Genomic DNA, 20,901 nt, shown 5'->3' on the forward strand with positions numbered 1-20,901 from the left:
CACAGTGAAAGCGTTCCGCGCCCCGTCCAGGAAGGCTTTGCGGGGATTTTGACTCCCTCCGCGGAACGCTTCTACGAGAGGTCGCGGAACGCTTTCATTTGGTGCGAACACACGCAGCCGCCTCCATCGCGTCGCTAACTCCACCGTCACCGACTTCGCCAGATTCCACGTTTTGCCGACATCGGCCTGCAAGGCATGGGGGGAGACGCTGACTCACGCATAAATTCAAGCTATTAATGCAAAAAGACCCATAAGTTTCTCAGCTTATGGGTCCGTTTTTCTCAGGTTATGAGCCTATCTACAACAACGCTCAAACGTCAATATTCCCCGCCCGCAACGCGTTCGACTCGATGAACGCCCGCCGCGGCTCAACATCGTCACCCATCAACGTAGTGAAAATGCCGTCGGCAGCAATCGCATCCTCAATCTGCACGCGCAACAACCGCCGCACATTCGGATCCATCGTCGTTTCCCAAAGCTGCGCGGGGTTCATCTCACCCAACCCCTTATAGCGCTGCTTCGAAACATTCCGCTCAGCATCGGCAATCAGCCACTTCATGGCGCTCTTGAAGTCGGTAACAGCCATGCTCCGCTCTCCGCGCTTGATCACCGCTCCATTGCCGATCAAACCCTTGAACGTATTAGCCGTATTCAAAAGCTGCTGATAGTCTGCAGTCAACTGAAACTCTTCATCGAGCACAGAAACCTTCTGATTCCCGTGATGCGTCCTCGACACCTTCAGCGACCGCATCTCCCTCACCGGGTCATACATCGCAGTCACCGTCACCTCAGGCTTCAACGCATCATCGCGCAGCTTGGCCTCGAGCGCCTTCGCAGAAGCCTCAGCAAAAGCCTCACTGGAAAGATCGATCGTCACGCCATCCATAACGGCCTCGAGCGCTCCTGCGTCATACAACCGGCTCAACCGGTCAACCACAGCCTGTGCCAACAGATAAGACCGAGCCAGTTCACCCAACGCATCCCCAGCAATCGGCGTAGCCCCTTCCGAAGCCAGAAGCTCAGACCCGTTGAGAGCAAGCTTCAACATGTGCGCATTCAGCTCGGACGCATCCTTCAGATACCGCTCATCCTTCCCGGCCTTCACCTTATACAAAGGCGGCTGCGCAATATAGATATACCCGCGCTCGATCATCTCCGGCATCTGCCGATAGAAGAACGTGAGTAGCAGCGTCCGGATGTGCGCGCCGTCCACGTCAGCATCGGTCATGATGATGATCCGGTGATAACGCAGCTTGTCGAGGTTGTAATCCTCCTTACCGATCCCGCAACCCAGCGCGGTAATCAGCGTCACGATCTGCTCCGAAGAAAGCAGCTTGTCATAGCGCGCCTTCTCGACGTTCAGCACCTTGCCGCGCAGCGGCAAGATCGCCTGAAACTTCCGGTCACGCCCCTGCTTCGCCGACCCGCCTGCCGAGTCACCCTCGACGATATAGATCTCCGACTTCGCCGGATCCTTCTCCTGACAGTCAGCGAGCTTGCCCGGCAGACCCACGCCATCGAGCACACCCTTGCGACGCGTCATTTCACGCGCCTTGCGCGCCGCATCCCGCGCCCGCGCGGCATCGACAATCTTGCCGCAAATAATCTTCGCGTCGTTCGGCGTTTCCAGCAGGAATTCTTCGAGCGCTTTCGCCACCACATCCTCAACCGGCGCACGCACTTCCGACGACACCAGCTTGTCCTTCGTCTGCGCGCTGAACTTCGGCTCCGGCACCTTCACCGACAGCACGCACGAAAGCCCTTCACGCATGTCATCGCCGGACGTCTCGACCTTCGCCTTCTTCGCAATCTCGTGATCGGCAATGTACTTGTTCATCACGCGCGTCATCGCCGCACGCAACCCGGTCAGGTGAGTGCCGCCATCGCGCTGCGGAATGTTGTTCGTGAAGCACAGCACATTTTCGTTGTAGCTGTCGTTCCACTGCATCGCCACTTCGACGCCCACGCCATCCTTCTCGCCGCTCACGTGGAAAATGGTCGGATGCAGGACGCTCTTCGTCTTGTTGATGTACTCGACAAAACCCTTCACGCCGCCGACGAACGCGAAATCGTCTTCCTTGCCCGTGCGCTGATCCGTCAGGCGGATCCGCACGCCATTATTCAGAAACGACAGTTCGCGGATACGCTTCGCGAGAATGTCGTAGTGGTACTCGACGTTGCCGAAGATGGTCTCGTCGGCCATGAAGTGCACTTCGGTGCCGCGGTTTTCGGTCTCACCGACTACCTGGATCGGCGACACGCGCTCGCCGTTCACTTCTTCGATCACGCGGTTCTGCGGAACACCGCGGTGAAACTCCATGAAGTGCTTCTTGCCATCGCGGCGCACGACGAGGCGCAGCCACGAAGAGAGCGCGTTCACGCACGACACGCCCACACCGTGCAGGCCGCCCGACACCTTGTAGCTGTTCTGGTCGAACTTGCCGCCGGCGTGCAGCTCGGTCATCACGATTTCAGCGGCACTGCGCTTTGGATCGTGCTTGTCGTCGAGCTTGATGCCGGTGGGCACGCCACGGCCGTTGTCGGTGATCGAGATGGAGTTATCCGCGTGAATGATCACCTGGATGTCATTACAGTGCCCCGCGAGGGCTTCGTCGATCGAGTTGTCGAGCACCTCGAACACGAGGTGATGCAGACCGGTACCGTCCGACGTATCGCCGATGTACATCCCGGGCCGCTTGCGCACTGCCTCCAGACCTTCGAGGATCTGAATGGATGAGGCGCCGTAGCTGTTATCGGGTTGCGAATTGTTCGTATCAGTCATGGATTTTTTCCGGTTCTGCGTTACTGCTTCGTTACTGCTCGGGACTTTTCAAAACACCATAAAAACGCCAAAGGGGCACTGCGCCCCTTGGTGTCTTCTTGTTGTCGAACGCGTCAGATGCGCATCGGCATCACTACGTACTTGAATTCGTCGTTCTCAGGAATCGTGATCAGCGCGCTCGAACTGGCGTCGCCGAGGCTCACCTGCAGCATGTCGACCTTCAGGTTCGCGAGCACGTCGAGCAGATACGTGACGTTGAACCCGATATCGACGCTGTCGCCGTCGTAAGCGATTTCCAGTTCTTCCTGCGCCTCTTCCTGGTCGGCGTTGGTGGACATGATCTTCAACTGGCCCGGCTCGATGATGCAGCGCACGCCCTTGAATTTGTCCGAGGTCAGAATCGCGGCACGCTGCAGCGAGCGTTGCAACTCTTCGCGGCCGATCACAAACGTATTCTTGTGCGACTTCGGAATCACGCGCTGGAAGTCGGGGAACTTGCCTTCCACCAGCTTCGACACCAGTTCGACCTGGCCAAAGGTGAACTTCACCTGGGTAGGCGCGATGTCGATCTTCAGCACGTCGTCGATGTCTTCCAGGAGACGCTGCAGCTCGAGAATCGTTTTGCGCGGGATGATCACTTCCTGACGCGGAAACGAGCCTTCAATCTTCATCGACGAGAACGCCAGACGGTGGCCGTCGGTCGCGACTGCCATCAGCTGGTCGCCGTCCACCACCAGCAGCATGCCATTCAGGTAGTAGCGGATGTCCTGCTGCGCCATCGCGAAGTGGACCATGCCGAGCAACTGGCGGAACGTTTTCTGGGGAACCGAAAGGTTCGCGCCGAAGTCTTTTGCCTGAGCGACCGTCGGAAACTCGTCGGCGGCGAGCGTCTGGAGCGCAAAGCGGCTCTTGCCGGATTGCACCGTGAGACGCTTGTCGGACAGGGTCAGGCTCACCTGGCCTTCCGGCATGGCGCGCAGGATGTCGAGCAGCTTGCGCGCCGCGACCGTGGTAGCGACGGATTCACCGCCGACACCGAAATCGGCGTGCGTGGTGATCTGAAGCTCGAGGTCCGTCGACAGGAACGACACGTCAGGGCCGTTCTTGGTAATCAGCAAATTGGCGAGGATCGGCAACGTATGGCGGCGTTCGACGATGCCGCTCACAGTTTGCAGCGGCCTGAGGAGGTTATCGCGTTCGGTCTTGACCAGTTGCATAGAGTTCCTTCGTTGATGTGACGGCCTGCGCGCCTCGTCCGGCAGCTGTATTGCGCGTGGCCCCGCCCCCCGCTGGCTGGCGCCACGCTGCGCCAGTCACGGCGTGAAATCCGCCCGCGGCCGCCGGGCGGTTAAACCTGTATTGTGCCTGAAAACGGAACCGCTCCACTAAATTGGGGGCGAGTTGCGAAATAAACAGATCGAATTTACCGGGTCGCCCGCTCAACCTTTGAGTGTTTGCTCTAAAACGTGCAACTCGTGGTTCAGCTGGGCATCCTTGCTGCGCTCGTCGGCAATCTTGCGCACCGCATGCAGCACCGTGGTGTGATCCCGCCCCCCAAACAGCTCGCCAATTTCCGGCAGACTCTTCTGCGTCAGCTCCTTCGCCAGGTACATCGCAATCTGGCGCGGCCGCGCGATGTTCGCCGGTCGCTTCTTCGAATACATGTCGGCGACCTTGATGTTGTAAAAGTCAGCGACCGTCTTCTGTATGTTTTCGACAGAAATCTGCCGGTTCTGAACGGTTAGCAGGTCTTTTAGCGCTTCTTTCGTCAGCTCGATCGAGATTTCGCGGCCGTGGAACTTTGAATACGCGAGGATCTTGCGCAGCGCGCCTTCCAGTTCGCGCACATTCGAACGCAGATGCTTGGCGACGAAGAACGCGACATCTTCGTTCAGGCTCACGCCCTCCGACTGCGCCTTGCGCATCAGGATCGCGACGCGCATTTCCAGCTCGGGCGGCTCGATCGCGACCGTCAGGCCGGAGTCGAAGCGCGAGATCAGGCGGTCGTCGATGCCCGAGATTTCCTTCGGGTATGTGTCGCTAGTGATGATCACCTGCGCCTTGTTCGCGACCAGCGCTTCGAACGCGTAGAAGAACTCTTCCTGCGTGCGGGACTTGCCGGAAAAGAACTGGATATCGTCGATCAGCAGCAGGTCGAGCGAGTGGTAGTAGCGCTTGAAGTCGTCGAACGCCTTGCGCTGGTAGGCCTTCACCACGTCCGATACGTATTGCTCGGCGTGAATATAGCGGATCCGCGCGCCGGCCTTGTCCATCAGCAGCTGGTTGCCGATCGCATGAATCAGGTGAGTCTTGCCAAGGCCCACACCGCCGTAAAGGAACAGCGGGTTGTATGAGATGCCCGGATTGTCAGCGACCTGGATCGCCGCGGCGCGTGCCAGCTGGTTCGCCTTGCCGGTCACGAAGTTATCAAAGGTGAGCACGGGGTTCAGCTTCGAACGCTCGTACATCGAGTCGTTTTCACTGTTGCCTGCGCTCGGGCCCAAACCCGGGCGCCACGTGCGGCGGGCAGCGGCGGCTTCGTTTGCGTCGAGGCTCGGAAGGTCGAGGTCGGCGCCGTCGTCGGCGGTATGCGTCGCGGTGGCGTGTGCGGCATGGGCGCCCGCACGGGCGGCGTGCGCGGCCTGGACGGCGCCCACTGCGGCGTCCACGGCTGCCGCGCCGGAATTCATCGGCATCGTGCGCGGCTGCGGCGCGGGTGCGCGCATGCCGGCCTTGGGATCGAGAACGAACTGGACATCGACCGGCGCTTGCCAGAAATCGCGTGCCAGATCAGCGATGCGACCCGAAAACTGGCTTTTCACCCAATCGAGCTTGAAGCGGTTAGGCGCGGCAATGCACAAGGTATTTGCATCGGCGTCGAAGGCGACCGGGGCCAACGGTTTGATCCACGTCACGTACTGCTGGGGCGTGAGCTCACGCTCTAGCAGTGCGGAACAGTGTTGCCAGAAATCATTCATCGAGTTGCTATAGTTTTGTGCACAGCGGCCCGCGGCCGCCCTTGTCGCGCCTCCCACCGGAGGCGCGACAAGGCCCGGTACAGCCGAGCGGACAGGCTCCAGGTGCTTGTGCCACAAGGGTTTGCGGAGGGCAAGCGAGCCGGAGCGGCGTGCATGATTTTTGGGAAGTAAGGCGAGATTCTACCGCCAAACAACGCCGCGAAGGGAGTTATCCACAGGGACCGATCAATGACGGGGCGCATGTCCAACCTGTGGAACACCTCTCTAAACTATTGACGACCAAGAGAAAACCGGTTTAAATAGCGGGTTCCGCGAAAACCAATTTTTGAACCACCGGCCATTGCACTTTCCGCGATGCTCGCGCGGTTAATTCTCTGCAAAGTGAGAGCAACATGAAACGTACTTACCAACCTTCCGTGACGCGCCGCAAGCGCACCCATGGCTTCCGCGTTCGCATGAAGACCGCCGGTGGCCGCAAAGTGATCAACGCACGCCGCGCGAAGGGCCGCAAGCGCCTCGCCATCTAAGGCTGACGCGCTGTTGCGACGATTGCGCGCTATGTCCGACGCCCGCATTGCGGGAACGGCTGGGGCGCCGCAGCAGGGCTCAGTTCCGTTGCGAGCGCAAGCCGCCTTTCCCAAAGCCGCAAGGCTACTGAAAACGGATGAATTTTCATCCGTTTTTCGTTTGCGCCCGTGGCGCCGGTCTGCTTATTTCGTCGTCTACGGTCGTCCGACGGGCAACGAAGCGCGCCTCGGCCTCGTGATCGGCAAGAAATATGCGCCGCGCGCGGTCACCCGCAATCTGGTGCGCCGCATCGCGCGCGAAGCCTTCCGGCTGCGGCGCGCGGAGTTCGGGGGCTGGGATGTGCTGCTTCGCCTGCACACTAAGTTCGACAGGAAAGCGATGCCCGCCGCTTCGTCACCGTCGCTGAAAACGTTGTGCAAGAGCGAGATCGAAGCACTGCTCGACAAAGCGGCTCGCGAAATCGCGCGCCGTCAGGCGCCGCCGGCAGAAATGCCCGCGACGGAATGACGCTTTCGCGGCCTGTCTGCGGTAGGGTCGACTGCCACTCTATGTAGCGCGGCGCAGGCTGGCCGCACTTGCCATGCAAACGGTACTTTTCGCGTTATTGCGTTTCTACAAGGTTGCCGTGAGCCCCCTGCTCGGCAACCGGTGCCGTTTTTACCCTTCCTGTTCGGATTACGCGCGCGAAGCAATCCAGTATCATGGCGCCGCGCGCGGTACTTACCTCGCCGCCAGGCGCCTGTGCCGCTGCCATCCGTTTTCTGCGGGCGGCATCGATCTTGTCCCGCCTCCCACTTCTGAAAAGCGCTGACGCGCCGTTCCATCGACACTGAGACAACGCATGGATATTAAACGCACCGTCCTATGGGTCATCTTCTTCATGTCAGCGGTCATGCTGTTCGACAACTGGCAACGCGACCACGGACGCCCGTCGATGTTCTTCCCGAACACGTCGGTGACGAAGACCGCTCCAGGCGCCGCGCCTGGCACGGCGGCATCTGGCACCCCGTCCGTCGATCTGCCGCAGGCCAGCACGGCTGCCGCCCCGGGTGGCGCGACCGCGCCCGCTGCGCAGACGTCGCAGCTGGTCAGTTTCCGCACCGACGTCTATTCCGGCCAGATCGATACGCGTGGCGGCACGCTGTCGAAGCTGTCGCTGGTGAAGGAAGGCGACGGCAAGCAGCCTGACCAGTACATCACGCTGTTCGACCACACTGCGAGCCACACGTATCTGGCGCGCACAGGTCTGCTCGGTGGCGATTTCCCGAACCACAACGATATCTTCACGCCTGTCGCCGGTCAGCCGACCGAGTTGCCGGCCGATGCGAAGTCGTTCCAGTTGAGCTTCGAGTCGCCGGTTCGCGGTGGCGTGAAGGTCGTGAAGACCTACACATTCACGCGCGGCAGCTATGTGATCGGCGTCGACACGAAGATCGTCAACGTCGGCACAACGCCGGTGTCGCCGACCCTGTATATGGAACTCGTGCGTGACAGCCAGCCGGTCGAAACGCCGCGCTTCTCGCACACGTTCATCGGGCCGGCTGTCTACACGGACCAGCATCACTTCCAGAAGATCGATTTCAGCGACATCGACAAGAACAAGGCGAACTACGCGACGGCGGCCGACAACGGCTGGATCGCGATGGTGCAGCATTACTTCGCGTCAGCCTGGATTCCCCAGCAGGGCGCGAAGCGCGACATCTATGTCGAGAAGATCGATCCGTCGCTGTATCGCGTCGGCGTGAAGCAGCCGGTGTCGACGATCCAGCCGGGGCAGTCGGTTACCGTGTCGTCGCGCCTCTTCGCCGGTCCGGAAGAAGAGCGCAATCTGGAAACCATCGCGCCGGGTCTGGAACTCGTGAAGGACTACGGCTATGTGACGATCATCGCCAAGCCGCTCTTCTGGCTGCTCGAAAAGATCCACAGCTATGTCGGCAACTGGGGCTGGTCGATCGTGCTGCTGACGGTCCTCATCAAGGCCGTGTTCTTCCCGCTGTCGGCGGCGAGCTACAAGTCGATGGCGCGCATGAAAGCGATCACGCCGCGCATGCAGGCGCTGCGCGAACGCTTCAAGGGCGATCCGCAGAAGATGAACGCCGCGCTCATGGAGCTGTACAAGACCGAGAAGGTGAATCCGTTCGGCGGCTGTCTGCCGGTCGTGATCCAGATTCCGGTGTTCATCTCGCTGTACTGGGTGCTGCTGTCGTCGGTGGAAATGCGCGGTGCGCCGTGGATTCTGTGGATTCAGGATCTGTCGCAGCAGGATCCGTACTTCATCCTGCCGGTGCTGATGGCCGTCTCGATGTTCCTGCAGACGAGGCTGAACCCGACCCCGCCGGATCCGGTTCAGGCCAAGATGATGATGTTCATGCCGATCGCGTTCTCGGTCATGTTCTTCTTCTTCCCGGCTGGCCTCGTGCTGTACTACGTGGTCAACAACGTGCTGTCGATCGCGCAGCAGTACTACATCACGCGGATGATGGGTCAGAGCAAGACCAAGAAAGCCGCCTGATGCCAGTTTGAGTGAACGGCGCGGACTTCCGGTCCGTTCACCACGAGAATGAGAAAGCCGCCCGGTTTGCGCCGGACGGCTTTTTTTGCGGGTTCTGTATGCGGCTGCGCGCTACCGGCGGCGACGCAGAACGGCGCGAATCGCTCGAGGGCCATCGGAAAACCTCTCAGATATTCGCACCGCTTGTGGTTTCCTCGCGCCCGGCTTCGAGCACCGGGAAGGCCCGCGTTACAATGCCTGGCGCCGCACGATCTCCGCTCGCGGCCACCTCTTGGTCCTGTTTCTTCGATCCGCCACCATGCTCTCCAACGACTCCGATCCGATTGTTGCCATCGCCACTGCACCCGGTCGCGGAGGAATCGGCGTCGTGCGGATCTCGTTTGGCCGCGCCGGCGAGGCCGCCGCCGCGCCGCTGATGCAGGCTCTCACCGGCCAGTTGCTGGCACTGCGGCATGCGAGCTACGTGCCGTTCCTCGACGGCGGCGGCAATGCGCTCGACCGCGGCATCGCCCTGTATTTCCCGGCGCCGAATTCGTACACCGGTGAGCATGTTCTGGAACTGCAGGGACACGGCGGCCCGATCGTGCTGCAACTCCTGCTGCAACGCTGTATCGATGCCGGCCGCGCCTTCGGCCTGCGGCTTGCCGAACCGGGCGAGTTCACACGGCGCGCCTTTCTCAACGACAAGCTCGATCTCGCGCAGGCCGAAGCAGTCGCCGACCTGATCGAGGCAAGTACCGAGGCGGCCGCACGCTCGGCGAGCCGTTCGCTCGACGGCGCGTTTTCGCGCGACATCCACGCGCTCGTCGACGAGGTCATCACGTTGCGGATGCTGGTCGAAGCGACGCTTGATTTCCCGGAAGAAGAAATCGACTTTCTCGAAGCCGCCGATGCCCGCGGCAAGCTCGCGCGCATTCGCGAGCGGCTTGCACACGTGCTCGGCGAAGCACGCCAGGGGGCGCTGCTGCGCGAAGGTTTATCGGTGGTACTGGCGGGGCAGCCGAACGTCGGCAAATCGTCGCTGCTGAACGCGCTTGCGGGCGCGGAACTGGCGATCGTCACGCCGATCGCCGGCACGACGCGCGACAAGGTCACGCAGACCATCCAGATCGAAGGCATCCCGCTACATATGATCGACACGGCAGGGCTGCGCGAAACGCAGGACGAGGTCGAGAAGATCGGCATCGAGCGGACATGGGGTGAGATCGAACGCGCCGATGTCGTGCTGCATCTGCTCGATGCTCGCGTCGGCATGACAGACGAGGACGTGAACATTGCGGCGCGTTTTCCGCAAGGCGTGCCCGTCGTGCGCGTGTTGAATAAGACCGATCTGACGGATGTCGGACCATCAGTCAACACGATCGACGATGTCGCGGGTGCGGATCTGCGTGAAGTCCGGCTTTCGGCTAAAAAGGGCGATGGGATCACGCTGCTGCGGGCGGAACTGCTACGCATCGCCGGATGGCAGGCGGGCGCCGAGAGCGTGTATCTGGCGCGCGAGCGTCATCTGATTGCGCTGCGCGCTGCGCAGGAGCATCTCGCAATGGCCGCGCAGCACGCGGATCAAAATGCGCAGGCACTCGATCTTTTCGCCGAAGAGTTGCGGCTGGCGCAGGAGCAGCTGAATTCGATCACGGGTGAGTTTACTTCCGATGATCTTCTGGGGGTGATTTTTAGTCGATTTTGTATCGGGAAGTGATGGCTCGGGGGACATCCACTCGATCCAGGGCGCCAATCCCCCACTTTTTAAGGCAAATTAGCTGACCATTGCTATACTGCCGGCAGCGGTTATGAACCTGCAGAACGCGAATTTTTCGGTACACAGCGCGATGCGATTCCCAACCCCGCCAGTCTCGTGTACCAACGATAAGAAATGCCTAGAGCCGCCGTCCCCCTCACCGAAACGCAGATACGTGCCCTCGAGCCGCGCCGGACGCGCTACTCCATCGCAGACGGCAACGGCCTCGTTCTTGAGATCATGCCGACCGGAAACAAGATCTGGCGTTTCCGTTATTCCCTCAACGGTGCACGTCAGCCCACCGTCACCATCGGCGACTACCGACTGATCTCGCTGCGGGTTGCGCGCGAGAAAGCGCGGAAGTACGCCGCGATCGTCGCTGAGGGTGTTTCGCCGGTTTCCGCCGCACGGCAGGACCGCGGCGCCGAGAAGCGCGTCGACGTCCTGAGGGACGCCGCAGAGCTATACCTGAGCGCTGCAATGGTGAAGAAGTCCGAGGAATATCAACGCACGGCGCAGCGGGCGCTCGAAAAGGACGTAATACCAGCGATTGGAAACAAACTGATCCGCGACGTGACGGCAGAAGACGTTCTGGCAGTATGTGACCGGATCAAGGGCCGGGGCTCACCGAAGATGGCGCTACATACCCGCAACGTGGTCAAACGGCTCTACGAGTTTCTGATCGCACGTCAACTGGCGACCACAAACCCCGCGCAGGTCATCCCGGCCCGATTCATCGCAACCCCGGAGAGCCGTACCCGTGTCCTCACACGAGGCGAGATCGGTTCGATGCTGCGGGCGATCTACGCATCGGGCATCCGGAGACCGCTGAAGCTGGCGTTGCATCTGCTGGTGCTTACGATGGTCAGGAAAACCGAGCTGATCGAGTCGACCTGGAGCGAATTCGATCTCGACACAGCGATCTGGAAAATCCCGGCGTCGCGAATGAAGAACGACCGCGAACACTGGGTCTACTTATCTCGCCAGGCGGTGGCCGTGCTCCGAGAACTCCGGGCGACGAAGGCCAGCCCGACGTTTGTTTTCCCGACGGTGAGAGGGGCGGACCGGCCGATAAGCAGGAGCACACTCAATCAGGCCGTGAAAGCGCTCGGCCTCGAGTTTGAACATTTCGTCTTGCACGATTTCAGACGCACCGCTTCGACACATCTACACGAAGCGGGCCAGCCTTCCGACGCGATCGAAAAGGCTCTGGCATATACCGTCAAAGAAACGAAAGGCGGCAATAACGTCTCGGCGTTCGCCTCCGAGCGCCGTCGGATGCTGCAGCTATGGGCTGATTTTGTGGAAGCACAGATTGACGGCGTCCGAGAGGTGCCTGTCGGCCAATCGCGAGACGCGTCCTGACGTTTGCCGCGCGTGACCCACAAGGGCGATCACACCGCCCCGGCTTGCGATCGGCAAGTGCACCTTTTATGGTACACAGCACATTCAATAAACCCATCCAACCCTTTCCAGACAAGGAAATTAGATCGTCTCACAAGGTTACATGCTGGAACCACTCGGGCAACGATAGCGGGAACTGAAGCTAACCTACCCAGATTCCCCATCGGAATCGCTGATGCTGCGGTAGAAGCCCGGCCGGCCGCGCTGGCTGCCAGCCGAAGCCTCTGACGAAGGGTCGATTTCCCCGCCACACAGTGTCGTCAATACAAGGCTAAGCGCCATCAAGCCGAAGATCGCCAGAAAGTACCCCATCCACGAAAAGGTAAAGTCCATGCGCGCCTCCCAGAGGCCTTAGCACTTGCGCGATGTCAGCTCAATGATGCCGGAGGCTGCGCCACGGATGGCGCCAGTCGATCCGTCGCGGATGCTGGCCCGGTTCATGCTCGTGGAGTCGATGCTCCTGCCAGAGTTCGTCTGAGAAAAGGAATGCGACGATCAGCAAGGGCACGACCAGAAACACGCCCAGAATCAGGTGCTCGATCACGATAGTCTCCAGATCGTTAGATGTCCGCCATTTCATTGTAGGCGTCTCGCGAATGCGTGCATTGCGGGGAACCACTCACTGCACTATCGAAATGCCCGGCCACCGGTTTCATATGCCGCATGGACACATCGCGCCTCTCAGGGCAATGAGCACGGATCTCTTTTCGACCGCGGTTTAGCCGCTTCCGACGCGCGCTCCATTAACCCGGAAACTGCATCACGTAGATCAGGCATCCTTTTTATTCTGCATCCACACCTATACCCACGTATTTTCCCCCCGACTGCCAAACAAGTTTATGTGCAGTGCACCAAGCAGGTTGATTTCGTAGCAATTCACTTAATTAGTACAATCGATTTACCCGGTAGATTCACGCTAAAGCACACCAGGTATAGCGCGTCGTAAATTCCTGGGTGCTTCTTCAACTGTCAAAAATCGTATGGGTTTACGCTGATCCGCAGGCCCTAAATCGCCCTGTCGCGGCTGCGACAATTCGCCGCTGTTGCGAACGCACACAAGATGTGCTTGTGTCGAGCGCCGGTTCTTCTAAAGTGAGAGTTGCGGGTGTTCCCTTGAAGTTAAATACATAGCTAACCTGAGCAAAACCCGCACGGAGGCAGAACATGAAAATGCGTATCGCTGTTCTTTTCGCAATCGCAGGACTGGCCGCCGTTTCTGCGGCGCAGGCGCAGGATGTCGTCATCAAGCCGCAGCAGACGATCCAGTTCAGGCCTAATGCGTATGGGTGTCTGTCGAAGGATAAATTCGACGCCGCCGACCAGCATGCCCAGGCGGGCGAGCAACAGAAGATGCAGGAATTCTTCTCCGGTTATCAGTGCCTCTCGACCCCGGAAAACGCCAATTTCCGTGTAGTGCGCGTCGTGGGTCACGACGTCGAGTTCGTGAATGCCGGCAATGCCGACACTCAGGGACTCTGGACCAACGACCGCTTTATCAAGCAATAACCGGTTTCTGCCTCGCGCAGAAAAAGCGGGTAACGAAATGCCCGTCCTTTAATGGACGGGCGATCATGCGCGTGTTTAAAAAATGGCCTGGCATTTTTGCCCGGCCATTTTTTCGCCTATTGCCGCGGCGTAACCAGCAAAAAAAGCCGATGCGCTTAGAACACGCATCGGCATGACGCCTTCTCGCTAGCGCAGGTACATCAAATCAATGCGAATCGCGCGGCACTGGCGCGCCGCTCGAGCCAACCAGGAAGTCGAGATCCGCGCCCTGATCGGCCTGAAGCACGTGTTCGACGTAGAGCTTGTAATAACCACGTTTCGGCAGCTCGGGCGCCTGCCACGCGGTTCGACGGCGCTCGAGTTCTTCGTCGGAGACATCGAGATGCAGGCGTCGCGCTTCGACATCGAGTTCGATCATGTCGCCGGTTTTCACGAGTGCGAGCGGGCCGCCTGCCGCTGCTTCCGGCGACACATGCAACACCACCGCGCCATACGCGGTGCCGCTCATGCGGCCGTCCGAGATGCGGACCATGTCCGTGATGCCTTTTTGCAGCACCTTCTTCGGCAGCGGCATGTTGCCCACTTCAGCGAAACCCGGATAGCCCTTCGGGCCTGCGCCCTTGAGCACCATGATGCAGTGCTCGTCGATATCGAGTGAATCGTCATCGACCTTCGCGTGCAGCTCTTCGATGTTTTCGAATACCACCGCGCGTCCACGGTGCTTCAAAAGCTTCGCCGTGGCCGCCGACGGCTTGATCACCGCGCCATTTGGCGCGAGGTTGCCCTTGAGCACCGCAATGCCAGCCTTAGGCTTGAAGGGCTCGGCAAACGTCGTGATGACCTTCTCGTCGTGATTGGGTGCGTTGCGTACGTTCTCCCAGATCGTCCTGCCGTTGACTGTCAGCGCATCGCGATGCAGCAGGCCCTGTTCGCCAAGCTGTTTCAGCACGGCGGGCAGGCCGCCCGCGTAATAGAAGTCCTCCATCAGGTATTCCCCCGACGGCTGCAGATTCACGAGGCACGGCACGTTCGAACCCAGTTCCCAGTCTTCCAGCGACAGCTCGACGCCGATCCGTTTCGCCAGTGCGATCAGATGCACGACCGCATTGGTCGAGCCACCGATCGCGGCGTTGGTGCGGATTGCGTTTTCGAACGCCTCGCGCGTGAGGATCTTGTCCATCGTCAGGTCTTCGCGGACCATGTCGACGATACGCCGGCCAGCGAGATGCGCCAGCACCTGACGCCGCGCATCGACCGCGGGAATCGCCGCGTTGTGCGGCAACCCCATGCCTAGCGATTCGACCATCGACGCCATCGTCGAAGCGGTGCCCATCGTCATGCAGTGGCCGCGCGAGCGGTTCATGCACGATTCGGCCTCGGTGAATTCTTCCTGCGTCATCGTGCCGGCACGCACTTCCTCGGACATCTGCCACACGCCCGTGCCGGAGCCGATGTTCTTGCCGCGAAAGCGGCCATTCAGCATCGGGCCGCCAGATACCGCCAACGCGGGCAGATTGCACGACGCCGCGCCCATCAGCAGCGCGGGCGTGGTCTTGTCGCAGCCGACCAGCAGGATCACGCCATCCATCGGATTGCCGCGAATTGATTCCTCGACATCCATCGACGCGAGATTGCGAAACAACATGGCTGTCGGGCGCAGATTCGTTTCGCCCAGCGACATCACCGGAAACTCCAGCGGAAAGCCGCCGGCCTCGTAGACGCCTTTCTTCACATACTCCGCCAGCTCGCGAAAGTGTGCGTTGCACGGCGTAAGTTCCGACCAGGTGTTGCAGATTCCGATCACCGGGCGTCCGTCGAATTCATCGTGCGGAATGCCCTGGTTCTTCATCCACGAGCGATGCAGAAATCCATCGCGGTCCTTCAGCCCAAACCACGCCTGGCTGCGTAGCGGCTTACTGGTCTTGCTTGAATCAGCCATGAATACTCCTGTCTTTTGTCTTACATGCCTGGCGCGTGGTCAATCGCTCAGTGCACACGCTTGCTGCGCCGGAATTGATCAAACAGTACCGCTAGCAGCAGGATTCCGCCACGAATCAGGTATTGATAGAACGTCGGCACGTTCATCAGGCTCATCGCGTCCTGCACCGAGCCCATGATCAACACACCGACGAGAACGCCGGAAATCGTCGCCACGCCGCCCGTGAGCGACACGCCGCCGAGCACGCACGCCGAAATCACGCCCAGTTCGAGCCCGACTGAAGTCTTCGGATCGCCGAGGCTCATCCGCGACGCGAGCATCACGCCCGCAAAGCCGGTCACGAGCCCTTGCAGAATGAAAACGGTGATCTTGATACGCGTGACGGGCAAACCCGCCAGCAACGCCGCTTCGCCGTTGCCGCCCACGGCCAGCACGTTCTTGCCGAACACCGTCTTTTTCAGCAGGAAGCCGAACAGCACGAAGCCGACGATGTTGCTCCAGATCGGATACGAGATCCCGAGGAAGGAACCGCCGCCAAGCTCGAAGAAACGCTCTTCGGAGATCATCACCGCGTCGCCGTTCGACGTGATGAATGCCAGGCCGCGCACGACCTCCATCATCGCCAGCGTGACGATCAGCGAATTGATCTTGTAGCGCGCAACCAGCACGCCGTTCACCAGCCCGACCGCGCCGCCGGCGAGCACGCCCGCCAGCACGCCGAACAGCACGCTATGGGTCGCGGTGATCAACGTCGACGCGACGACACCTGAAAATGCGACGATCGATGCCACCGAAAGATCCACTTCGCCGAGCGCAAGCACGAACATCATCGTGACGGAGATCGAGCCGATCAGCGTCACCGACAGCAGCAGCCCCTGGATATTGCGTGAGCTGATGAATCCTGGCACCGTGAACGACAGCACGGTGAACAGGATCACGAACACCATCACGATGCCGGACCTGTTGATGAGATCCCACATGCGTGCCGCGCGCGCGCCGATGCCCGCGGAGGCGCCCGACGGATTGGGCACGGGTGAGTTGGTCGATTGTGTTTGCATGTTGTCTGTTCCTGATTCGATTGCCCGAAAGGCGCGTCAGCGCGGCAGCGCGAGCTTGATCAGCGCATCGGGCGTGGCCTGCGCTTTCGGCAGGTCGCCGACGATGCGGCCTTCCTTCATCACCAGCACGCGATCGGTGACGCCAATCACTTCCGCGAGGTCGCTGGACACGACGATCACCGTGCGGCCCGCCTCAGCCAACGCATACAGCAGGCCGTAGATTTCGCTACGCGCACCGACGTCGATGCCGCGCGTCGGCTCGTCCATCAGGAACACGTCGATTTCTTCCGCGAGCCAGCGCGACAGGATGACCTTCTGCTGGTTGCCGCCCGAGAGCGTGCCGATCGGCGTTTCACCGCTGCGCGTCTTGATGGCGAGCTTCGCGATGAATTCCTTCGCCGTCTGCGCCTCCTTACGGCCGTTCAGCACGTTGAAGCGGCTGAAGTGGCGGCGGCAACTGATATTCAGGTTGTCCGAGACCGACGCAATCGACACGATGCCTTCCTGCTTGCGATCCTCCGGACACAAGGCGACACCCGCGCGCACCGCATCGCGCGGCGTCGAGAAACGCACGCGCCGCCCCTTGAGGGTGATCTCGCCGGCGCTCGGTCTGACCGCGCCGTAGATGAGCTTCATCAGTTCAGAGCGGCCGGCACCAACCAGCCCGAAAAAGCCCACGATCTCGCCGGCCCGCGCCGCGAACGAAGCCGGCTCCGACAAACCCGGACCCATCAGATCCTTCACCTCGAGCTGAGTCGCGCCCATTTCGCGCGAGCGGTAGCCGTACACGTCGCTGATCGAACGGCCGACCATGCAGCTGATCAGCTGGTCGCGATCGAGTCCGTCTACCGCTTCGAACGTCTCGATCCGGCGCCCGTCACGGAACACCGTCACGCGATCGCACAGCTCGTAGACTTCGTCCATCCGGTGCGTGACGTAGATGATGGCGCGGCCTTCCGCTTTCAGCGCGCGGATGATGCGGAACAACTGCTCCGTTTCGCGCGACGACAACGAACTCGTCGGTTCGTCGAACGCAATCACGCGCGCGTCGCGCATCAGCGCCTTGCCGATTTCTATCATCTGCCGCTGGCCGATCGAAAGATGCTTCACCTGCATCGCCGGATCGATCTTCTCGCCGAGCCGGTCGAGTTCATGGATCGCACGTTTGACGAGCGCCTTCTCGTCGAGCACGCCGAAGCGGTTCGGCAGGGCACCCAGCATCAGGTTTTCCGCGACCGTCAGTTCCGGCACGAGATGCAGTTCCTGATAGATGATCGCGATGCCGGCTTCGATCGCTGCCTTGGTCGTCGTGAACTGCCGCGCAACATCATTCAGCCGCAACGTGCCGGACTCAGGCTGGTTGACGCCCGACAGCACCTTTAACAGTGTCGACTTGCCCGCGCCGTTTTCTCCCATCAGCCCGTGCACTTCGCCACACCGCACGCCAAGCGAAACCTGGTCGAGCGCGAGCACGCCCGGAAAGCGCACCGTGATGCCGTCGAGCCGCAGCCATGGACCGGAAGCGGGCGAGGGCGAAGTTGCCGCAGCCGCTTCTTCTTGTGGTAAAGCCGTCATCGAATGCCTCTTGCTGGAGGAGGTGAAGCCGGCACGCGGACAGTCATGGCCATCCGCGCACCGCTCACCTCACACGTGCCTGTGCCGCTTTAGATGCCGAGTTCCTGACGCACCTGTTGCCAGTTGCCGCGCACCATCAGCTTGCCGGTGGTCTGCGTATCGGCGGGCGGCTGCTTGCCCGTCTTGATCCACTCGATGAGGTTTTCCGTGCTCTGCTTGCCGTGGTTCGTCGAGCTGACAGCGATCGTTCCGTAGAAGCCCGTCGGCTCCTTCTTCTGGAATTCGGCGAACGCTTCGCCCGCGCCGTTGATGCCCACGCCGATCACATCCGCCGACGGAATATGCAGTTGCTCGGTCGCGCGCACGCCGCCGAGCACGCTTTCTTCGTTCAGCGCGAAGACCACCCACTTCTTGATATTCGGATGCTGCGCGAGCACCGGCGACGACGCGTTGAAGCCGCCTTCGTCATCGGTCGTCTTTTGCGGGGCATCGAAGATGTTCTCCTTCTTGAAGCCGTTTGCCAGCAGCGATTGCGTTGCGCCATCGGTGCGCAGCTTCGCGGTCGGCAGTTCGTAGTTCGTGATGCGCAGCGCGCCGACTTCTTCCGGCTTCCAGCCGCGACGCTTCATTTCATCGGAGATCGCCTGACCGACCTGATTGCCGATCTTGAAGGCCGACATGCCGAGGTGCGGCACGTCCGCCAGCGGCTTGCCGGAGGAGTCGACGAGCTGGTCGTCGACGGTGACGAACTTCATGTTGTAGCGCTTCGCACGCGCCTCGATGGCCGGTCCGAGGCGCACGTCGGGGGCGCAGATCACGAAGCCTTTTGCGCCCTGGGCGCCGAGGTTGTCGATTGCGGCCAGAACCTTTTCGCCGTCGGGCGTGCCGATGTTCACCACCGAGAAGTTTTCCTTCTGGCCGAGGGCGGACGCGGCTTTCTGTTCGTTGATGAACCACGCCTGTTCCGGCATCTTCACGAGGAAGCCGACTTTCAGCGGCTCGTCCGCATGCGCCGACATATGCGCGGCGAACGGAGCGGCGAGGGCGGCAGCGGCCATCGCAGACAGGGTCAAACGGCGAAGCTTGAGATTCATTCGTGTCTCCTGAAGTTATCAAAGCTGCGGGTACTTCGTGTTTTTGCAGCCGGTCGATGCAGGCGCGTGCGGATCCGGGTGCCCGCCAGCGCAGGTTTGCCACGTCATGGCCGATGGTGCGTCGTGCTTCAGCCCGCGACGTAAGCGGTCTTGACCGTCGTGTAGAACTCCGCGGCATACGCGCCCTGTTCGCGCGGTCCGTAACTCGAGCCTTTGCGACCGCCGAACGGCACGTGGTAGTCGATGCCCGCGGTTGGCAGATTCACCATCACCATGCCGGTCTGGCTGTGGCGCCGGAAATGCCGCGCGTATTTCAGCGACTGCGTACAGATGCCCGCGCACAGGCCAAACGGCGTGTCGTTGGCGAGATGCAGTGCGTGCTCGTAGTCGTCGGCGGGAAGCACAACGGCGAGCGGACCAAAAATCTCCTCGCGTGCGATCCGCTGCGCTGACTCACCGATGAACAGCGCCGGCTCGAGAAAGTAGCCGCGCGTTGCCCGTTCCAGCCGGCGACCGCCCGCCACCAGTTCCGCGCCTTCTTCGCGACCGACGTTCAGGTAGTCCTGCGTCACTGCGAGCTGCTGTTCGTTGGCGACCGGCCCGATGTCGGTGCCGTGCTTCAGCGCGTGATCGACGGAAAGCGACGCAAGCTTCGCCTTCAACGCGTCGACGAAAGGTTCGAACACGCCGCGCTCGACGATCAGCCGCGATGAAGCCGTACAACGCTGTCCGGTAGAGACGAACGCACCGTTCAGCGCCGCATCGACGGCGGTCTCCAGATTCGCGTCCGCCAGCACGACGAGCGGGTTCTTGCCGCCCATCTCGAGTTGCACGCGGGCCTGCCGCGCGGCCGCCGACTGCAGCACACGTGTGCCGGTCTCGACCGAGCCCGTGAAGCTGATCGCGTGCACGAGCGGGTGAGCGACGATCCGTTCGCCGACCTGCCGGCCGCTGCCCATGACGAGATTGAAGACGCCCGCCGGCAACCCCGCGCGATTGATGATCCCCGCCAGCGCCGCCGCGCAGGCTGGAACCGTTTCGGCCGGCTTGAACACGACGCAGTTGCCATAGGCGAGGGCCGGTGCAATCTTCCATGCCGGAATTGCGAGCGGGAAATTCCATGGCGCGATGATCCCGATGACGCCGACCGGCTCCCGCGTCACGTCGATGTCGATTCCGGCGCGCACCGATGCGCGATGTTCCCCCGGAATGCGCAGCGCCTCGCCGGCGAAAAACCTGAAGATCTGGCCGGCGCGCGTCGCTTCTGCGATCGCCTCCGGCAGGGTCTTGCCTTCCTCGCGCGCCAGCAGGCGGCCAAGTTCGTCCTTGCGGGCGAGAATCTCACTGCCGATCGCATCCAGTGCGTCGGCCCGCCGCTGGATCGAAGCGAGTGACCACTCACGAAACGCGGCGCTTGCAGCCTCGATGGCCGCATCGGTCTGCCGGGCGTCGGCGCGGGCATATTCGCCGATCGGATTGTCGAGATCCGATGGATTCAGCGAGAGCCCCGTCGTCGCACCGGTTTCCCAGGCACCATTGATGTAGTGCCGGAACGGACCAGATACGAGAGGAAACAGAGGGGCTAGGAGATCGCGATTCATCGCTGCGCAGTGCGGCCGTCCGGTGAAAGTTCACGAATGGTATGAGCCGCCGCAATAACTTTCCAATCCCTTTTTAGGCCATCGCAATATCGTTTCTGGTATGGCATCATCGAAGCTGGCTCAGCGGGTACGGCCCTTTACCGCCAGGTCTTTTGCCGACACCCCCAGATCACCGCACGAAACAAC

General features: G+C 61.0%; 17 protein-coding genes. 7 read left to right on the top strand and 10 right to left on the bottom strand.

Annotated features, from left to right (window positions below):
- Positions 1 to 310: 310 nt before the first annotated feature.
- The 3 genes from gyrB to dnaA all read right to left on the bottom strand — a co-directional run bounded on the left by gyrB (position 311) and on the right by dnaA (position 5,760).
- Positions 311 to 2,782 (bottom strand): DNA topoisomerase (ATP-hydrolyzing) subunit B, encoded by a 2,472-nt coding sequence (gyrB, locus tag P3T23_RS05155; protein ID WP_429315106.1) that lies wholly within the window; start codon positions 2,780 to 2,782, stop codon positions 311 to 313.
- A gap of 113 nt (positions 2,783 to 2,895) precedes the next feature.
- On the bottom strand, positions 2,896 to 3,999 hold the full coding sequence (dnaN, locus tag P3T23_RS05160) for a DNA polymerase III subunit beta (protein ID WP_429315107.1): 1,104 nt from the start codon (positions 3,997 to 3,999) through the stop codon (positions 2,896 to 2,898).
- Positions 4,000 to 4,221: 222 nt separating this feature from the next.
- Positions 4,222 to 5,760 carry a chromosomal replication initiator protein DnaA gene (gene dnaA, locus P3T23_RS05165; protein ID WP_429315108.1) on the bottom strand — a complete coding sequence of 513 codons (1,539 nt, stop codon included), beginning with the start codon at positions 5,758 to 5,760 and terminating at the stop codon, positions 4,222 to 4,224.
- Positions 5,761 to 6,152: 392 nt separating this feature from the next.
- On the opposite strand from dnaA, the gene rpmH reads away from it, so the two are divergent.
- From rpmH to P3T23_RS05195, 6 genes are all read left to right on the top strand, one after another.
- Complete coding sequence (rpmH, locus tag P3T23_RS05170; protein ID WP_004198824.1) at positions 6,153 to 6,287, top strand: 50S ribosomal protein L34; 135 nt, start codon at positions 6,153 to 6,155, stop codon at positions 6,285 to 6,287.
- A gap of 31 nt (positions 6,288 to 6,318) precedes the next feature.
- On the top strand, positions 6,319 to 6,795 hold the full coding sequence (rnpA, locus tag P3T23_RS05175; RefSeq protein ID WP_429315109.1) for a ribonuclease P protein component: 477 nt from the start codon (positions 6,319 to 6,321) through the stop codon (positions 6,793 to 6,795).
- Positions 6,796 to 6,868: 73 nt separating this feature from the next.
- Complete coding sequence (gene yidD / locus P3T23_RS05180) at positions 6,869 to 7,099, top strand: membrane protein insertion efficiency factor YidD (RefSeq protein WP_133649746.1); 231 nt, start codon at positions 6,869 to 6,871, stop codon at positions 7,097 to 7,099.
- A 30-nt stretch (positions 7,100 to 7,129) separates the two neighbouring features.
- Positions 7,130 to 8,800 (top strand): membrane protein insertase YidC, encoded by a 1,671-nt coding sequence (gene yidC / locus P3T23_RS05185; RefSeq protein ID WP_429315110.1) that lies wholly within the window; start codon positions 7,130 to 7,132, stop codon positions 8,798 to 8,800.
- A 298-nt stretch (positions 8,801 to 9,098) separates the two neighbouring features.
- Positions 9,099 to 10,499 (top strand): tRNA uridine-5-carboxymethylaminomethyl(34) synthesis GTPase MnmE, encoded by a 1,401-nt coding sequence (gene mnmE / locus P3T23_RS05190; protein WP_429315111.1) that lies wholly within the window; start codon positions 9,099 to 9,101, stop codon positions 10,497 to 10,499.
- A 174-nt stretch (positions 10,500 to 10,673) separates the two neighbouring features.
- On the top strand, positions 10,674 to 11,903 hold the full coding sequence (locus tag P3T23_RS05195) for a tyrosine-type recombinase/integrase (protein ID WP_429315112.1): 1,230 nt from the start codon (positions 10,674 to 10,676) through the stop codon (positions 11,901 to 11,903).
- A 186-nt stretch (positions 11,904 to 12,089) separates the two neighbouring features.
- On the opposite strand, the gene P3T23_RS05200 is transcribed toward P3T23_RS05195, so the two are convergent.
- Positions 12,090 to 12,275 carry a hypothetical protein gene (locus tag P3T23_RS05200; protein ID WP_429315113.1) on the bottom strand — a complete coding sequence of 62 codons (186 nt, stop codon included), beginning with the start codon at positions 12,273 to 12,275 and terminating at the stop codon, positions 12,090 to 12,092.
- 40 nt (positions 12,276 to 12,315) lie between these two features.
- Positions 12,316 to 12,486 (bottom strand): hypothetical protein, encoded by a 171-nt coding sequence (locus tag P3T23_RS05205; RefSeq protein WP_429315114.1) that lies wholly within the window; start codon positions 12,484 to 12,486, stop codon positions 12,316 to 12,318.
- A gap of 620 nt (positions 12,487 to 13,106) precedes the next feature.
- On the opposite strand from P3T23_RS05205, the gene sap1 reads away from it, so the two are divergent.
- Positions 13,107 to 13,448 carry a surface attachment protein Sap1 gene (gene sap1, locus P3T23_RS05210; protein ID WP_429315115.1) on the top strand — a complete coding sequence of 114 codons (342 nt, stop codon included), beginning with the start codon at positions 13,107 to 13,109 and terminating at the stop codon, positions 13,446 to 13,448.
- 205 nt (positions 13,449 to 13,653) lie between these two features.
- On the opposite strand, the gene P3T23_RS05215 is transcribed toward sap1, so the two are convergent.
- The 5 genes from P3T23_RS05215 to P3T23_RS05235 form a co-directional block, all read right to left on the bottom strand.
- Positions 13,654 to 15,387, bottom strand: a complete 1,734-nt coding sequence (locus P3T23_RS05215) for an IlvD/Edd family dehydratase (protein WP_429315116.1) — start codon at positions 15,385 to 15,387, stop codon at positions 13,654 to 13,656.
- Positions 15,388 to 15,434: 47 nt separating this feature from the next.
- The gene (gene araH, locus P3T23_RS05220) at positions 15,435 to 16,445 is read right to left on the bottom strand and encodes an L-arabinose ABC transporter permease AraH (protein WP_429315117.1); all 1,011 of its coding nucleotides are present in this window, start codon (positions 16,443 to 16,445) and stop codon (positions 15,435 to 15,437) included.
- A 36-nt stretch (positions 16,446 to 16,481) separates the two neighbouring features.
- Complete coding sequence (gene araG / locus P3T23_RS05225; RefSeq protein ID WP_429315118.1) at positions 16,482 to 18,020, bottom strand: L-arabinose ABC transporter ATP-binding protein AraG; 1,539 nt, start codon at positions 18,018 to 18,020, stop codon at positions 16,482 to 16,484.
- Between the two features lie 89 nt (positions 18,021 to 18,109).
- On the bottom strand, positions 18,110 to 19,114 hold the full coding sequence (locus P3T23_RS05230) for an arabinose ABC transporter substrate-binding protein (RefSeq protein ID WP_133661436.1): 1,005 nt from the start codon (positions 19,112 to 19,114) through the stop codon (positions 18,110 to 18,112).
- Between the two features lie 128 nt (positions 19,115 to 19,242).
- Positions 19,243 to 20,715: an aldehyde dehydrogenase family protein gene (locus P3T23_RS05235; protein WP_429315119.1), complete on the bottom strand. Its 1,473-nt coding sequence runs from the start codon at positions 20,713 to 20,715 to the stop codon at positions 19,243 to 19,245.
- Positions 20,716 to 20,901 lie beyond the last annotated feature (186 nt).

This window comes from Paraburkholderia sp. GAS448 (assembly GCF_050435685.1).
Taxonomy (GTDB): domain Bacteria; phylum Pseudomonadota; class Gammaproteobacteria; order Burkholderiales; family Burkholderiaceae; genus Paraburkholderia.

Coding starts and splice junctions, on each gene's coding strand:
- P3T23_RS05235 (WP_429315119.1), bottom strand. CDS start 20,715: ATGAATCGCGATCTCCTAGCCCCTCTGTTTCCTCTCGTATCTGGTCCG.
- rpmH (WP_004198824.1), top strand. CDS start 6,153: ATGAAACGTACTTACCAACCTTCCGTGACGCGCCGCAAGCGCACCCAT.
- P3T23_RS05200 (WP_429315113.1), bottom strand. CDS start 12,275: ATGGACTTTACCTTTTCGTGGATGGGGTACTTTCTGGCGATCTTCGGC.
- araG (WP_429315118.1), bottom strand. CDS start 18,020: ATGACGGCTTTACCACAAGAAGAAGCGGCTGCGGCAACTTCGCCCTCG.
- yidD (WP_133649746.1), top strand. CDS start 6,869: ATGCAAACGGTACTTTTCGCGTTATTGCGTTTCTACAAGGTTGCCGTG.
- P3T23_RS05215 (WP_429315116.1), bottom strand. CDS start 15,387: ATGGCTGATTCAAGCAAGACCAGTAAGCCGCTACGCAGCCAGGCGTGG.
- dnaA (WP_429315108.1), bottom strand. CDS start 5,760: ATGAATGATTTCTGGCAACACTGTTCCGCACTGCTAGAGCGTGAGCTC.
- araH (WP_429315117.1), bottom strand. CDS start 16,445: ATGCAAACACAATCGACCAACTCACCCGTGCCCAATCCGTCGGGCGCC.
- yidC (WP_429315110.1), top strand. CDS start 7,130: ATGGATATTAAACGCACCGTCCTATGGGTCATCTTCTTCATGTCAGCG.
- rnpA (WP_429315109.1), top strand. CDS start 6,319: ATGTCCGACGCCCGCATTGCGGGAACGGCTGGGGCGCCGCAGCAGGGC.
- dnaN (WP_429315107.1), bottom strand. CDS start 3,999: ATGCAACTGGTCAAGACCGAACGCGATAACCTCCTCAGGCCGCTGCAA.
- P3T23_RS05230 (WP_133661436.1), bottom strand. CDS start 19,114: ATGAATCTCAAGCTTCGCCGTTTGACCCTGTCTGCGATGGCCGCTGCC.
- P3T23_RS05195 (WP_429315112.1), top strand. CDS start 10,674: ATGCCTAGAGCCGCCGTCCCCCTCACCGAAACGCAGATACGTGCCCTC.
- sap1 (WP_429315115.1), top strand. CDS start 13,107: ATGAAAATGCGTATCGCTGTTCTTTTCGCAATCGCAGGACTGGCCGCC.
- gyrB (WP_429315106.1), bottom strand. CDS start 2,782: ATGACTGATACGAACAATTCGCAACCCGATAACAGCTACGGCGCCTCA.
- mnmE (WP_429315111.1), top strand. CDS start 9,099: ATGCTCTCCAACGACTCCGATCCGATTGTTGCCATCGCCACTGCACCC.